The 14,997-nt window shown below is 51.0% G+C and carries 17 protein-coding genes; 14 read left to right on the top strand and 3 right to left on the bottom strand.

Annotated elements, in window-relative coordinates; translation table 11 throughout:
* Positions 1 to 20: 20 nt before the first annotated feature.
* Both hslO and hslR read right to left on the bottom strand, forming a co-directional pair.
* Positions 21 to 866 carry an Hsp33 family molecular chaperone HslO gene (gene hslO, locus CRO03_RS16600; protein WP_097112783.1) on the bottom strand — a complete coding sequence of 282 codons (846 nt, stop codon included), beginning with the start codon at positions 864 to 866 and terminating at the stop codon, positions 21 to 23.
* A gap of 10 nt (positions 867 to 876) precedes the next feature.
* On the bottom strand, positions 877 to 1,287 hold the full coding sequence (gene hslR, locus CRO03_RS16595; protein WP_097112782.1) for a ribosome-associated heat shock protein Hsp15: 411 nt from the start codon (positions 1,285 to 1,287) through the stop codon (positions 877 to 879).
* A 168-nt stretch (positions 1,288 to 1,455) separates the two neighbouring features.
* On the opposite strand from hslR, the gene gspC reads away from it, so the two are divergent.
* The 12 genes from gspC to CRO03_RS16535 are packed head-to-tail and all read left to right on the top strand — an operon-like array spanning position 1,456 to position 12,767.
* Positions 1,456 to 2,391 carry a type II secretion system protein GspC gene (gene gspC / locus CRO03_RS16590; protein ID WP_245861701.1) on the top strand — a complete coding sequence of 312 codons (936 nt, stop codon included), beginning with the start codon at positions 1,456 to 1,458 and terminating at the stop codon, positions 2,389 to 2,391.
* Positions 2,392 to 2,421: 30 nt separating this feature from the next.
* On the top strand, positions 2,422 to 4,530 hold the full coding sequence (gene gspD, locus CRO03_RS16585) for a type II secretion system secretin GspD (protein WP_097112778.1): 2,109 nt from the start codon (positions 2,422 to 2,424) through the stop codon (positions 4,528 to 4,530).
* A complete protein-coding gene (gspE, locus tag CRO03_RS16580) occupies positions 4,530 to 6,041 on the top strand; it encodes a type II secretion system ATPase GspE (protein ID WP_097112777.1) in 1,512 nt (503 codons plus the stop codon). Before gspD ends, gspE begins: the two co-directional genes overlap by 1 nt.
* The gene (gene gspF, locus CRO03_RS16575) at positions 6,041 to 7,261 is read left to right on the top strand and encodes a type II secretion system inner membrane protein GspF (protein ID WP_097112775.1); all 1,221 of its coding nucleotides are present in this window, start codon (positions 6,041 to 6,043) and stop codon (positions 7,259 to 7,261) included. The genes gspE and gspF overlap by 1 nt, the downstream gene beginning before the upstream one ends.
* A 1-nt stretch (position 7,262) precedes the next feature.
* Complete coding sequence (gspG, locus tag CRO03_RS16570) at positions 7,263 to 7,706, top strand: type II secretion system major pseudopilin GspG (protein WP_097112774.1); 444 nt, start codon at positions 7,263 to 7,265, stop codon at positions 7,704 to 7,706.
* Positions 7,706 to 8,293, top strand: a complete 588-nt coding sequence (gspH, locus tag CRO03_RS16565) for a type II secretion system minor pseudopilin GspH (protein ID WP_097112772.1) — start codon at positions 7,706 to 7,708, stop codon at positions 8,291 to 8,293. The genes gspG and gspH overlap by 1 nt, the downstream gene beginning before the upstream one ends.
* Positions 8,293 to 8,661, top strand: coding sequence for a type II secretion system minor pseudopilin GspI (gene gspI / locus CRO03_RS16560; RefSeq protein ID WP_097112771.1), 369 nt, complete (start codon positions 8,293 to 8,295; stop codon positions 8,659 to 8,661). The genes gspH and gspI overlap by 1 nt, the downstream gene beginning before the upstream one ends.
* On the top strand, positions 8,654 to 9,382 hold the full coding sequence (gene gspJ / locus CRO03_RS16555) for a type II secretion system minor pseudopilin GspJ (protein ID WP_097112770.1): 729 nt from the start codon (positions 8,654 to 8,656) through the stop codon (positions 9,380 to 9,382). Before gspI ends, gspJ begins: the two co-directional genes overlap by 8 nt.
* The gene (gene gspK / locus CRO03_RS16550) at positions 9,382 to 10,368 is read left to right on the top strand and encodes a type II secretion system minor pseudopilin GspK (RefSeq protein ID WP_097112769.1); all 987 of its coding nucleotides are present in this window, start codon (positions 9,382 to 9,384) and stop codon (positions 10,366 to 10,368) included. The genes gspJ and gspK overlap by 1 nt, the downstream gene beginning before the upstream one ends.
* Entirely contained in the window at positions 10,365 to 11,555 is a 1,191-nt protein-coding gene (gene gspL, locus CRO03_RS16545) for a type II secretion system protein GspL (RefSeq protein WP_097112767.1), read from the top strand. Before gspK ends, gspL begins: the two co-directional genes overlap by 4 nt.
* Positions 11,552 to 12,022, top strand: coding sequence for a type II secretion system protein GspM (gspM, locus tag CRO03_RS16540; RefSeq protein ID WP_097112766.1), 471 nt, complete (start codon positions 11,552 to 11,554; stop codon positions 12,020 to 12,022). Before gspL ends, gspM begins: the two co-directional genes overlap by 4 nt.
* Before the next feature lies 1 nt (position 12,023).
* Positions 12,024 to 12,767 carry a type II secretion system protein N gene (locus CRO03_RS16535; RefSeq protein WP_097112765.1) on the top strand — a complete coding sequence of 248 codons (744 nt, stop codon included), beginning with the start codon at positions 12,024 to 12,026 and terminating at the stop codon, positions 12,765 to 12,767.
* Between the two features lie 22 nt (positions 12,768 to 12,789).
* Here the strand turns inward: CRO03_RS16535 and yrfG are convergent, their stop codons facing one another.
* On the bottom strand, positions 12,790 to 13,479 hold the full coding sequence (gene yrfG / locus CRO03_RS16530; protein ID WP_097112763.1) for a GMP/IMP nucleotidase: 690 nt from the start codon (positions 13,477 to 13,479) through the stop codon (positions 12,790 to 12,792).
* 59 nt (positions 13,480 to 13,538) lie between these two features.
* On the opposite strand from yrfG, the gene nudE reads away from it, so the two are divergent.
* Together nudE and cysQ are read left to right on the top strand one after the other, a co-directional pair.
* The gene (gene nudE, locus CRO03_RS16525; RefSeq protein ID WP_097112762.1) at positions 13,539 to 14,126 is read left to right on the top strand and encodes an ADP compounds hydrolase NudE; all 588 of its coding nucleotides are present in this window, start codon (positions 13,539 to 13,541) and stop codon (positions 14,124 to 14,126) included.
* Entirely contained in the window at positions 14,104 to 14,934 is an 831-nt protein-coding gene (gene cysQ, locus CRO03_RS16520; protein ID WP_097112761.1) for a 3'(2'),5'-bisphosphate nucleotidase CysQ, read from the top strand. Before nudE ends, cysQ begins: the two co-directional genes overlap by 23 nt.
* Positions 14,935 to 14,997: the final 63 nt, after the last annotated feature.

Below are 14,997 nucleotides of genomic sequence, written 5' to 3'. Positions count from 1 at the left end.
GCCACTGCGGGGCGTTCTTATTACAGCTGATTGCTGATTTGCTGCAATTCATCTGCATTGAAATGATACTGCTGATTACAGTACTCGCAGGTCATCTCCAGCTTCCCTTCGGCAATATGCTCGTTCAGTGCATCTTTTCCGATACTATATAGCGCCGTTTCACATTTTTCTCTCGAGCAACCGCACACAAAACGTACATCCTGTGCCTGGAAAAGCTCTACTTGCTCCTGATGGAATAAACGATACAGCATTTGCTCAGCTGGCAGGGTTAGTAGTTCGTCCGCGGTAACAGTGTCGGCCAGTACTACCAACTCGGCAAAATCTGCAGCGGCCTTTTCCGGCTCAACCGGTAACACCTGCAGCATCAAGCCGGCGGCAGTGTTTTTGTCAGAAATGTCAGTAAAAATATACAAACGGGTAGGTAATTGTTCTGACTGGGCGAAGTAGCCTTCAAGGGTGCTGGTGAGGGTGTCGCCGGTTAGCGGGATAATACCCTGATAGCGTTCTCCCTGGCGGGGCGTAATGGTGACAATCATATAGCCCTCACCGATTAACTCACGAAAACTGCTACCGCTAAGTTCTGCCTGCAGCCTTACTACTGCCCGGAAGTTCTGTTGGTTGTCGCCATTTACTGCGGCGAATTTAACCGGTCCATCACCTTGTAACTGCACAGCAATTTCGCCATCAAATTTCAGGGTGGCGGTGATTAAGCTGGTTGCCACTACTAATTCAGCCAGTAGTTGTTTAACCGGCAACGGATAATCATGATTTTTCAGCATCTGGTCCAGGCTGTCTGCCACCTGCACCAACTCGCCTCTGACATGTTTTTGCTGAAACAAAAAGCGGTGTAATTTATCCGGATTCATAATATCTCTCTTACTGCTTGGATTTTAAAAGTAATAACTGGCGGCGCATTTTTTTGTCTGGCTTGGTGTCCGGGTGGGGGGCAAACAGGCTGTTGGTTTTACGTAGTTCAGCCCGGACCTGACGTTGTTCTGCACTGGCTTCAGTTTCCTGATATAAGGCCTGGGCCAGTGGTGCGGCCAGCCGCCTTTCTGACAGGCCCACTACAACTACCGTTTTTTCATCGCTACCCTGAGCCAGCTTAATGGTGGCGCCAATCTCGACCTGACGGCTTGCTTTGCAGCGCTGGTCATTGTAGTGTACTTTGCCGCCTTCAATCATGCTTTTAGCCAGGGCGCGGGTTTTATAAAAGCGGCACGCCCAAAGCCATTTATCCAGCCTGATGCTGTCATTTTGCTGTGTTTTGGCTTGCGTTGTTGTCATATTTAACCTGTATGCTGAACTGAATGTGCATTATAGTGCCAAACGACTGGCGAAGCGTAGTCCCGGTATTATTTTTGCTGTTAGTAAGTTGTGAAAATATGTGCAGGCTCTTGTTGGTAAGCCGACAACTGAGTAAGATGAAACCGAATTTATTATAAGAAAGCTGAAATGAACCTGTCCTTGTCGATGCAAGATTTTAACCGCTATAGCCAGCGTTTGCCGGTCAGTACTTTACGTAAGGTACTGAACCTGGTGCTGGTATTGTTGCTTGCCTGGTTGTTAGCGCGGTTAAGCTGGCAACTAGTGCCTGTTCCCGAGCTGGCAAGCTCGGGCCCGTTGCAACAGGCTGCGTTGAAAACAACAGGCCAGGCCACAACTTACCTCGATCAGCTGCTAAGTTATCCTCTTTTCGGCAAGGTTATAGCTGAGCCGGAGCAGGCCGCACCGGTAGTGACTGAAGCACCTAAAACCCAGTTGAATGTTAAGCTGACCGGTGTGGTTGCGCAGGCAGATCCAAACAGTGGCAGCGCTATTATTGAAAGCCGGGGCAGTGAAGGTACCTATGCTATTGATGACACTATCGACGGCACCAATGCAGTGCTGAAGCAGGTATTAATTGACCGGGTACTGATTCAGCAAGCCGGCCGTTTCGAAACATTGATGCTGGACGGCATTGAATATACCAAAATGGCCCAGGCCAATGCCGGGCTGGGACGGGAAGATAACCCCGAGCCAGCTTATGAAAATGAACTGGTAGCGCTGCCGCAAGCCGAAGCCCCGGCGCTGGATGAAAGTGATTTAGGCATAAGCCGCGATGAGTTGCTGGCAGAACCAATGAAATTTTTTGACTATGTCCGGGTGTCGCCACAGCATCGGAACGGTGAGTTGGTTGGCTATCGGTTAATGCCCGGTAAAGACCCGGCTTTATTTAATCAGTTGGGGTTGCAGCAAAATGATTTAGCGGTCGAGATCAATGGCATACCGCTTAATGACATGCAGCAGGCCATGCGGGTAATTAACGAACTCAGAGATGCCACTGAAGCGGCAATTAAAATAGAACGTGACGGCGAAACCAGAGATATTCTGTTTAGCCTGTCGCAATAAGATTATTAGATAACTATTGGTTAATTTCTCATGATATCAGGTGGTTTTTTCAGGGGTTCAGCGCGTGCTATAGCCGGTTTACTGGCTGGTGCTGTATTTAGTTTTGCGGTTTTGGCTGATACTGAACAAGTGCAGTATTCACCTAATTTTAAAGGCACTGATATTAACGAGTTTATCAATATCGTTGGTATGAACCTGAAAAAAACCATTATTGTCGACCCTCAGGTACGCGGGCGGATCAATGTCCGCAGTTATGAAATGCTGAACGAAGAGCAGTACTATCAGTTCTTTTTAAACGTACTGGAAGTATACAGCTTTGCCGTAGTGGAAATGGAAAGCGGCATTTTAAAAGTGGTTCGGAATAAAGATGCCAAGACCTCTAATATTCCAGTGGTGGGAGAGGGTGACCCGGGCTATGGCGATGAAATGGTGACCCGGGTAGTGCAGGTACGCAACGTATCTGTGCGCGAGTTGGCGCCTTTGCTGCGTCAGTTCAGCAACCAGGCGGGCGGTGGTCATGTGGTAAACTACGACCCATCCAACGTTATTATGATGACGGGGCCGGCAGCGGTGGTAAACCGGATAGTCGATATTATTCAACGGGTTGACAAAGCTGGCGATCAGGAGCTGGAAATATTAAAACTGGAATTTGCCTCAGCCGGTGAAATTGTCCGGATCCTGGAAAATATATATAAAAGTCAGGGCCGCGCGGAGCAGCCTGATTTTCTGATCCCGAAGATTGTGGCCGATGAGCGGACCAATAGCGTTATCGTCAGTGGTGAATTGCAAGCGCGGCAGCGGGTTATTGAACTGGCCAAGCGGCTGGATGCCGAGCTGAAAACCAGCGGCAATACCCGGGTTTATTATTTGAAATATGCCAAGGCTGAAGAGCTGGTGCCGGTATTAAAAGGCGTAAGCGATTCTATTGTTGCTGAAGTGCAGGGCGGCTCAGGCGCAGCTGGCGCTCAGGGCGCCCGACGCAGTCCGGGTACTGGCCGGGAGATCAGTATTGAAGCGCATGCTGACAGCAATTCGCTGGTGGTTACCGCCCAGCCCGATATGATGCGTTCGCTGGAAGATGTGATCCGCCAGCTGGATATTCGCCGCGCTCAGGTACTGGTAGAGGCCATTATTGTCGAAGTATTTGAAGGTGATGGTACTGACTTTGGTGTGCAATGGCTGAATGCCAATGGTGGTGGTACCAACTTCAGCAATGGTAATACTATCCCGATTATTGGCGTAGCGGCCGGGGCTGCCCAGGCATCACAGGTTACTCCGGGCTCAACCACTACCACTATTGTCGATGGTGTGCCGGTAACTCAAACTTCACCTGACTCCAACCGCGATTATTCCCTATTGGCTGACGTATTGGGTGGCCTGAATGGGGCTATGCTGGGTTTTTACCGCGGTGATTGGGCCGCCGTATTACAGGCAGTGCGCACCAGCACTAATTCTAATGTGTTGGCAACGCCCCATATTACTACCATGGACAACCAGGAAGCGTTTTTTCTGGTGGGGCAGGAAGTGCCGGTTATTACCGGTTCTACCACCGGGTCAAACAATACTAACCCGTTCCAGCAAGTCCAGCGGCAGGAAGTAGGCATTAAGCTTAAAGTGACCCCGCAGATTAACGAAGGCAACGCAGTACAACTGACTATTGAACAGGAAGTATCGAGCATCGGCGGTGCCACCGCGGTCGATATCACCATCAATAAACGTGAAATTAAAACCACGGTAATGACTGATGATGGCGCCACAGTGGTGCTTGGCGGTTTAATTGATGAAGATGTCCAGGAAAGTGAGTCGAAAGTGCCTATCCTCGGAGATATTCCGCTGCTAGGGCATTTATTCAAGTCAACCAGTGTCACCAAACAGAAGCGTAACCTGATGGTGTTTATTAAAGCGACCATCGTCAGGGAAGGCTCCGCTATCTCTGGTATTTCCAAGGCCAAATATAACCATATTCGTGCTGAGCAATTACTGCGTGATGAAGAGGGTATCCGCTTAATGCCGAATACCAAACAGGTGGTCTTACCGGAATGGGATGATTCATTAGCCCTGCCACCGACGTTCGATCGCTTTATGCAAGAGCAACAACAACCGGCTGAGCAGCAGCCCGCTACCGGAAACCGCGACTGATGGAAGACCTGGTAGCAGAAGAAGAGGTTAAGCCGGTTAGTAGCCGTATCAGGTTGCCATTCAGCTTTGCCAAACGCCATGGTGTGCTGCTGCAACAGCAGCAGGATGGCTGGTTGTTGTATGTGCAACCAACCACCCGGCCTGAATCAGTGCTGGAAGTCCGGCGCTTACTGGCAGAAAGCTTTTCCGTAACGTCGTTGTCAGCGACGGAATTTGAAGCCTTGCTGGAAGCCAGCTATCAGCGCGATTCTTCCGAGGCCCAGCAGCTGATGGAAGACATTGGCAACGAAGTTAATCTGGCGTCATTGGCTGATGATATTCCGGAGACAGAAGACTTACTGGAAAACGAAGACGACGCGCCAATTATTAAACTGATCAATGCCATGCTTGGTGAGGCGATTAAATTGGGTGCGTCGGATATTCACATTGAAACCTTTGAAAAAGCACTAATTATCCGCTTCCGGGTCGATGGCCTGCTTCGTGAAGTACTGCGGCCTAACCGGCGCTTATCCAGCTTGCTGGTGTCGCGGATTAAAGTGATGTCGAAAATGGATATCGCAGAAAAACGGGTGCCGCAGGATGGCCGGATCAGCCTGCGAATTGCCGGCCGCGCGGTCGATGTGCGGGTATCTACCATGCCGTCAAGTCATGGTGAGCGCGTGGTATTACGGTTACTGGATAAAAATAACTCTCATTTAAACCTGGCCGATTTAGGTATGACCCTGGCGGTCCAACAGGCCTTTTCCAAACTTATCCTTAAGCCTCATGGTATTATTCTGGTTACCGGCCCCACCGGCTCGGGTAAAAGTACTACCCTGTATGCCGGCTTAACTGAAATTAATACTAAAGACCGCAATATTCTGACTGTTGAAGACCCGATAGAGTATGAGCTGGAAGGCGTGGGCCAGACTCAGGTTAATACCAAGGTTAATATGACGTTTGCCCGCGGCCTGCGGGCCATTTTGCGTCAGGACCCGGACGTGGTGATGGTGGGGGAAATCCGCGACCTGGAAACGGCACAAATAGCAGTGCAGGCCAGCTTAACCGGCCACCTGGTATTGTCTACTCTGCACACCAACACAGCCGCCGGCGCTATTACCCGGCTGGAAGATATGGGGGTCGAGGCCTTTTTATTATCATCCAGCTTGCTGGGCGTGCTGGCCCAGCGGCTGGTCCGTACCCTGTGCAGCCATTGTAAAGAATTACACGAGCCCGACAAAGAAGAGCGCAATTTACTGGGTATCAGTAAAAAAGACGGCCAGCAGATTTTCCGTGCTAAGGGCTGTGAACATTGCAACTATACCGGTTACCGTGGCCGAACCGGCATCCATGAGCTGCTACAGGTTGATGAAACCATTCGCGAAATGATCCATAACGGCAAGGGCGAACAGTCTATTGAAAAGTATGCCCGGGCCCATTGTCCGAGTATCAGGGTAGATGGTTTTAGCAAGGTGCTGGCCGGCGAAACCACCCTGGAAGAGGTATTGCGGGTTACCCGCGAGGATGTGTAATGGCCGCATTTGAATATTTGGCGCTGGATTTACGCGGCAAGAAAAATAAAGGTGTGCTGGAGGCTGACAACGCCCGTCATGCCAGACAGATGTTGCGGGAACAAAAATTACAGCCGTTAAGTGTCGAGCTGGCGTCGCAACAGGAAAGACTGGTTGCGTCGGGCCGTAACTGGCTAAGCCGGAAAATTTCTGCAGCTGAGCTTGCGTTACTTACCCGCCAACTGGCGACGCTGGTTGAGGCCGCCCTGCCTATTGAAAGTGCCTTGTTAGCAGTGGCTGAGCAGTGTGAAAAGCCCCGCTTGCAAAACATGATGATGGCAGTGCGTTCCAAGGTAGTGGAAGGTTATACTCTTGCCGAAGGCCTGGCAGAATTCCCGCATGTATTTGATCATTTATTCCGCTCGATGGTGGCAGCCGGTGAAAAATCCGGCCATTTAGAGCAGGTGCTGAACCGGCTGGCCGACTATACTGAGCAACGTCAGCATATGCGCAGCCAGATTTTGCAGGCGTTGTTGTATCCGATAATTTTAACCTGCTTCGCGGTACTGGTAATCAGCATATTGCTGGCAGCAGTGGTGCCAAAAATAGTTGGTCAGTTTGAACACATGGGGCAGTCGTTACCCGGCACAACATTGTTCCTGATAGCCGCCAGTGATTTTATCCGTAACTACGGAATTTTAGTGCTGATAGCTATTATGCTGGCAGCCGTGTTCTGGCAGAGGGCGTTGCGCAAACCCGAGCTTAAATACCGCTGGGACCGCTTTACCTTGCGGCTGGGCATGTTCGGCAAGGTAAGCCGCGGTCTCAATACTGCCCGGTTCGCCCGCACCTTAAGTATCCTTAATGCCAGTTCAGTGCCGCTGTTGGAGGCCATGCGGATAAGTGCCGATGTGCTTAGTAATAGTTATATGAAAGAAGCGGTGGCAGACGCAACAGGCCGGGTACGTGAAGGCACCTCGCTTCGAAATGCGCTGGAACAGACCAAGATGTTTCCGCCGATGATGCTGCATATGATTGCCAGTGGTGAGAAAAGTGGGCAGCTGGATAGTATGCTGGAGCGGGCAGCAAACGCTCAGGATAAAGAATTTGAGTCGCTGGTAACGGTCTCGTTAAAAGTATTTGAACCTGTGCTGGTATCAGTTATGGCGGGCATGGTGTTATTTATTGTGATGGCAATATTACAGCCCATTTTAGCGTTAAATAATATGGTAGGTGGATAAGATGTTAAGGCAGATACAAAAAGGCTTTACCTTACTGGAGGTAATGGTAGTTATTGTTATTCTGGGCATTATTGCCAGTATGGTAGTACCTAATTTAATGGGTAACCAGGAGCAGGCAGCCCGTCAGAAAGTGGTGGTAGACATTCAGCAACTGGAAAGTGCGCTGGACATGTACCGGTTACGCAATGGTTTTTATCCTACTACCGAGCAGGGTATTGAATCGTTGGTCACGGCACCAACCTCGCAACCGGCACCACGCTCATTTCCCGAGGGCGGCTTTATTCGTCGGTTACCGAAAGATCCATGGAATGAAGACTATATTATGGTGAGTCCGGGCCAGCTGGGCCGGATTGATGTTTACAGCAAGGGCCCCGATCGGGTAGCCGGTACTGATGATGACATTGGTAACTGGAACCTGGACGCGGTTGAAAGCCGCGAAAATTAATGCCGACTCTGCTGCTTCGCCGGTTGCGCCAGACTGGTTTCACTTTGTTAGAAGTGATGCTGGTAATGCTGTTAATTGCCTTACTGGCCACTACTGTTGTGCTGAATTTCAGTGGTGACTCGCCAGAGCAGCGGCTTACTAAGGAAACTGAACGTTTCCAACAGGTTTTCCAGTTTATTGCTGAAACGGCGATGTTAAAGCAGCAGGAATGGGGCCTGGTATTACAGGAAGACAGCTACAGTTTTGTTTATTTTGACGGTGAAAAATGGCTGCAGGCAGACGAGCCGAAAGCGGCTGAGCCATACGAGTTAGCAGAGGATATCCGGCTGCAACTGGAACTGGAGGGGTTACCAGGGGCTGAGCTTAGCTTGTTAAGTCAGCTAAACTGGCAGCAAGATGACGAGTTTGAAAACAGCGACAGCGAGCAGCCACCAGTATTGCCTCAGGTGTTTATTTTATCCTCCGGCGAAGTCAGCCCATTCCGGTTAATGTTTCAACTGGGAGAGCGGTTAGAGCAGGTCAGTCAGACCGTTGGCACCGACTTCACCATACCCCTTACCCGTTCCGAAGTCATTGCGGTACGCTGATGAACAACCGCGGTTTTACCTTATTAGAGCTCCTGGTAGCAATGGCCATATTTGCCACTGCGGGTCTGGCTATTATGCAGGCCAGTGCAGGCCATATCCGGGCGCTTAGTCAGATAGAAGAACTTACCATAGCCGGTTATGTTGCTAACAACCAACTGCAACTGGCAATGCTGGAGCCCAACTGGCCACCAAAAGAGATTTTGCAGGGTGAAGTTGAAATGGCTAACCGCCAATGGTTATGGCGGCAGCAGGCCACTACCGTGCCCGATGCCGATTTGCGCCAGCTGGAAGTAAGTATCAGTCTGGCTGAGCAACCCGATGACGTGTTGCTTCAACTGACTACGTTTATAGGTAAACCCAGTGGTTAAACAACACGGCTTTACCTTTATTGAGATGTTGCTGGCTACCGCCATTTTTGCCATGGTAGGGTTGGCCTCTGTTGCGGTATTAACCAGCGTTACCAATAGCGATGAGCTATCGCAGGAGGCAACAGAAAGAATTCAGCAGTTGCAGCGGACTATGCTGATGCTCGAGCGGGACTTTATGCAAATCAGTACCCGCCACGTCCGGCTGGATGGTGAGGCACCGGTAAAATACCGGTTGTATGGTGAGCAGTATCTGCTGGAAAGTGAAGACCATGGTCTGAGTTTCACCCGCCAGGGCTGGCGCAACCCCGGACATATTCTGCCACGCGCCGAAGTACAATTAGTTGCTTACCGGCTGCAGCAGGGGGAGCTGCAACGTTTATTCAGCCTTTATCCGGATGCAGTCGCTGGCAGTGAGCCACTGGCCCAGGTGTTGCAGCAAGACCTGACAGCGTTTACCGTGAGCTACCTGCAGGGAGAAGAATGGCTGGAGAAGTGGCAGGACAGTGTCATGCCCAAAGCCGTAAAAGTAACCCTGACTCATGATTACCTTGGGGAAATAGAACGGATATTCACCTTGCCTTCCGGTATGGTAGTACAACGCACCGCCACTAACCCTGACGCTAATTCGCCCGGACAGAACCGGCAGAATAATAACCGGGACAGCCCGGCTAACCCAGATAACCCAGGGCAACCGAATGATCCGCGGCGGGGACAACGCTGATGCGACACGCTGAGCGCGGCGCGGCGCTGATCACCGTATTAATGATTGTGGCGATAGTGGTTGTGATAGCGGTCAATATGACCGGCCGCTTGCAATTACAGTTACAACGCCAGCAAAACCTGCAACAACAGCAGCAGGCTTTCTGGTACGCGATGGGCGCCGAACACTTTGCCCGGGTCCTGCTTAGCCGCAGCTTGAGCGGCGAGGAAACGGTTAACCTTGATCAGGACTGGGCCCAAAGCGGTGCCAGCTTTCCGGTAGCCGATGGGAATATCGCCGGGGAAATTACTGATTTGCAAGCGTGCTTTAATTTAAACGCGTTGCAACAAGCAGGCCAGCGCGGGCCATCTGGCCGGATTGAGCAAACCGCAGCGCAGCGCAGTTTTAATCGGTTGCTGGAGCTGGTTGCTCCGGATTTATCTATGCCCGCCGAATATTTGGTTGCACGGGTGCATGACTGGCTGGATGAAGACAGTCTGCTCAGCACTGCAGGCAGCGCCGAAGAAGATGATTACGCCGCACTACAGTTCCCTTATTACACCGCTAACTCGTTAATGGTATCGAGCAGTGAGTTGCGGCTGATGTTGGATATTACCCCGGCTGATATGCAACTGCTGCTGCCGTATATTTGCGTCATACCTGAAAATAGTCAGCTGCAGTTAAATATTAATACCCTGACGGAGGAAACGGCAGTATTGCTAGCGGCGTTGGTGCCGGAGCTTACCGAAGCTGACGCGGTCGATATGCTTGCAGAGCGGCCGGAAGGTGGCTTTAGTAGTGTTGATGAATTACTGGCCTTGCCGCAACTTGCCGGCGTTGAAATGGCAGATGACGTAAAATCGCTATTAACAGTAAAATCCAGTTACTTTCAGTTACTCGCAACCACTTCTTATCTGGAGAGTGGTTTCGTGCTAACGTCGATATTCAGAGTAGATGATGATAATACAGTCAGGGTATTGGCCCGGCGATTTGGAGGCCAGGGGTGAGTGAACAGTTAATTATCAGGCTTGGTAGCCGGGCTGGCCAAACTATAAGCTGGCTGGTTTGGGCCAGCCATAGTGATGAGGTAATAGCGTCAGGTGAAGTTGCTAATGCCGGAGAGCTGGGCCAGCTGGCAGAACGTCTGGGCACCAGACCTGTTGTTGCTCTGGTACCGGCGTCGGACGTTGTATTGAAACATGTTAGTCTGCCCACCCGGCCCACCCGGCAAATTTTGCAGGCGCTGCCTTATATGCTGGAAGATGAGCAGGCTGAGGATATTGATCAACTGTGGCTGGCACTAGGGCCGCTGGAGCAGCATGAGGGCCAGTATCAGCAACAAGTAGCCGTTGTGCAGCGCGAGCGAATGGACGGCTGGCTTAGTTGGCTGCAGGAGGCCGGCTTTAACGTGACGCGGATGTTGCCAGATGCACTATTGCTGCCTGATAATCCGTTGCCCGCCTGCATTGAACTGAGTGAACAGTGGCTGATCAAGCAGGGGCCCTGGCAGGCCAGTGCTATCGATAGTAGCTGGTGGCCTCAGTATTTAGCGTTAGCAGCCTTACCCAATATTGCCAGCTACAGCCCCTGGCCGGCTGATATTATGCAGTCCCAGCAGAGTATGGAGCCTGAACTGCCGTTGGCATTACTGGCCAGGCAGTTGCAGCACATTAGCTTTACCCTGCTGCAAGGCCCCTATGCACCAAAACGTCAGACCAACAAACACTGGCAACAGTGGCGTAGCACCGCGGCACTGGCCGGTGTTTGTTTAGTGGTTTACCTGTTGGTACAGGGGTTCTCAATTTGGCAACTGGATCGCCAGTTAACTCAGGTACAGCAGCAAAGTCTGGCTGAATACCAGCAAGCCTTTCCGGGCGAAACTATTGTTAATTTATCCCGCCAGGTTGAACAAAAGCTGGCTACCGTAGGCATGGGGGCTGAGTCCGCTAATTTCCTGAACCTATTAAACGCCTTACAACGCCAGTTGGCAGAAGTGGGTGATATTAACATTGATAGTTTAAGGTTCGATGCCGCCCGCACTGAGCTCAGGTTCTCTGCCAATGCAGGAGGTTTTCAAAATTTTGAACGCTTAAAAACGGCACTGGAAGGTGCTGGTTACATAATTGAACAAGGCGCATTAAGCAATGATGGCGCCAGAGTGCAGGGCACGGTAGTAATGCGGAGCAGAACATGAAGCAGCAAATGCAGAACTGGTGGGCCGGTTTAGCGTCCCGTGAGCAGCGGCTGGTCAGTATTGCGGCTGTGGTGCTGGGTGTTGGCGCCCTGTATTGGTTCATCTGGCAGCCACTGCAACAAGGTTACGTTAACAAGCGGGTGGCATTAACTCAGGCTCAGCTGCAGCTGGCAAAATTACAGCAAGCGCTGCCCCAGTTACAACAGGCTGGCGCCAGTGAGGGCAGAGTCGGCGGCAGTCTGGCGCAGATTGTCAGCAACAGTTCCCGTACCTATAACATCCGGGTTAGCCGGATGCAGCCACAAAATGAGCAATTGCAACTGGTGCTGGAAGACGTACCTTTTGAGCAGTTACTGCGCTGGCTGGCCCAGCTGCAAAGTAAGAATGGCGTAAAACTGGTCAGCCTGGATGTGGCAAATACCGACAGCAGCGGCATTGTGCGGGTAAGACGGATGGTAATCGAATAGTATGAAGTATTGGAAATTGACGGTAGTAGCTGTAATCGCGTATTTGTTTTTTATGCTGTACTTACTGCCTGCGGCCTGGGTGGTGCATTGGCTGGCTTTGCCCGCCAATATTCAGCTTGGCCAGGTGCAGGGCACGGTCTGGCAAGGTAGTGCTATGGTGGCCCAATATCAGAACTTACAGCTACAGCAGCTGCGCTGGCGCTTCAACGGCTGGTCACTTTTCCGGCTGGCACCACAAATTAACATCACGGCAGGCAGTATTGGTGAGCGAGAGCAGCCTTACGCTACTGCTAGTGTTGCCTACAGTTTTAGTGGCCTTAATATGGAGCAAGCGCTGCTGCGCATACCTGTCAGTCAGCTGTTGCCTTTATTAGAGTTACCCCTGCCAGTGGCGGCAACGGGTGAGTTGATGGTAGAGGTGCAGCAGTTTCAGCAGGGCAAACCCTGGTGTAGCAACCTTGCCGGTACTGCCAGCTGGTTGGATGCCAGGCTGCAACCGCCTACCGGCACCTGGCTGGAGCTTAACAGTATTGTTGCCGATTTACGCTGTGAGCAAGGCAGCCCGGTACTGGTAACCGATGGCAATAACAGCCTTGGCCTGGCTGTTACTGCGGCGGTTGAAAATAACCGTTTAACCGTAAATGGCAGCTTGAAACCTGATGCCAGCCTGCCGCAGGAAGTGCACCAGGCTATGCAGTTTGTCGGCCGACCAGATGAGCAGGGCCGTTATACCATCAGGTTCTAGCAACTACTGACAGTGCTGGCCGCTAATTGGCGGTTGCGCGCAGTTTCGAATGCGCCAGAATATCCTGCAACAGCGGGGTGTAATCAGTAATGGCCGGGAACTCGTTGATGGTTCTGGCGTGTTGCTGACTATCCGGGTTGGCCACTGCCAGTAAATGCTTAATGCCAAAGTTTTGGGCGGCCGTCAGGATTGGCAGGCTGTCGTCGACAAACAAGGTTGTGTCGTTATTAAAGCCCAGCCGTTGCTGCAGTTTTTGCCACAGTGCCCAGCTTTCTTTGGTGACCCCGAATTCATGAGTAGAAACAAGAGTGTCGATATATTTAGCTAAATCGGTTCGCTCCAGTTTTAACGATAAGCTGTCGGGGTGGGCATTGGTAACGAGGACGATGTCACGGCCAGATTGCTTCAGCGCCGTTAAAAAAGCCGGTACGTCAGGTCGCATCTGAATTTTATCCATTACCTCGCGTTTCAGTTCGGTAATAGGCAATTGCAGCCGCTCGCCCCAGTAGTCAAGACAATACCATTGGATTTTACCATTGAGTTCAGCATATTCACTTTGTAGCTGAGCTTTGGCATCGGCCAGCGAAATACCGCTGATTTCAGACCAGCGCAGGGGCAAATGTTCCAGCCAGAAATGATTGTCAAAGTGTAAATCGAGCAAAGTGCCATCCATATCCAGCAATACGGTATCAATTTGTGCCCAGTCCAGCATAGGTTTTTCCTGTCATTCGTTTTATAGTAACCACAGCAGATTGTAACAGAGGGCAAGTGATGACGCAGCGCCATACGAACAAACAGGTACCGGAAATTCTGGCGCAGGAAATCGTAGCCCAAAGCAGGTTATTCAAAATTGAGCAGTTGCAGCTGCGCTTCAGTAATGGTGAAGAGCGAACTTATGAGCGGATGCGTGGCTCAGGCCGGGGCGCGGTGATGATCATTGCTTGTCCCGATCCGGAACATTTTTACCTGATCCGCGAATACAGCGCTGGCACTCATGATTATCAACTTGGTTTTCCGAAGGGTTTAATTGATCCGGGCGAGGATATACTTACTGCAGCAAACCGGGAGCTGAAAGAAGAAATTGGTTTTGGAGCCGCTCGTTTTGTAACATTAAAGTCACTGGCACTCGCACCAGGATATTTTAATGCTACAATGCATATAGTTATGGCATTCGATTTGTATCCCGAGCAACAGCTGGGAGATGAACCTGAACCGCTGGAACTTATCAGTTGGGCGCGCGGAGATAGTGACTTGTTATTACAACAAGCAGACTTTACCGAAGCAAGGAGCGTAGCCGCCCTGTTACTGGCGCAGCAATACCTGGAAGCAAACCCGGATGTTTTTAAGCAAACTGCTTGAGAGTGTAAAACAGACCGCCCGCGAAGCCGGACAGCATTTATGGCAGCTATATCAAAGCGGCGACTTTGTTGCCGAACAAAAAGCCGATACCAGCCCGGTAACCTCAGCCGACCTTGCTGCCAACGCAATGATTATTGCCCGCCTATCGGATTTGACCCCGGATATCCCGATAATATCTGAAGAAACCGCCATTATGCCCCTGGCCCAGCGCCAGCAGTGGCCGCGATACTGGCTGATTGACCCGATGGACGGTACTCAGGAGTTTGTTGCCAGAAGCGGTGATTTTGCCGTAAGTATTGCGCTGGTAGAGCATGGCTGGCCCGCTCTGGGGGTTATTTACTGGCCCAAAGAAGATATTCTTTATTACGCCACCCGTGGTCACGGTTCTTTTAAACAGCAGCGTAATTTAATTAACCGGATGCAGGTGCATCAGCATCAGCAAGGAGAAGTATTGCGGATTGCCGTTAGCCGGCGTCAGCCTTTACAACCCATAGTTGCTTTATTAAGCGAAAGGCAGACTGTCGAGTATATTCCGCTGGGCAGTTGCTCACTGAAAAGTTGTCTGGTGGCTGAAGGCAAAGCCGATTGTTATTTGCGGCTCGGCCCAACCGGTGAATGGGACACCGGTGCAGTGCATATTATTGTTGAAGAAGCAGGTGGCAAAATTCTTGATAGTCAGTTTGCACCGCTGAGTTACAATCAGCGGGAAACGCTTGCTAACCCCGATTTTATGGTAATTGGCCAGGCAGACTTGCCTTGGCGGGAACTGATTCAGGCGAAGCCAACAACCAGGCCACTTTTATCATAAGCACCCAGTTATTTTGCATAACTTTGCTATAGGCCAAGCCTGGCGTGGTTTTCTACGATTTTA

This window comes from Arsukibacterium tuosuense, from assembly GCF_900215315.1.
Taxonomy (GTDB): Bacteria; Pseudomonadota; Gammaproteobacteria; order Enterobacterales; family Alteromonadaceae; genus Alishewanella; species Alishewanella tuosuense.
The sequence above is the reverse complement of the archived record's forward strand: the minus strand, read 5'-3'. Positions and strand labels throughout refer to the sequence as shown.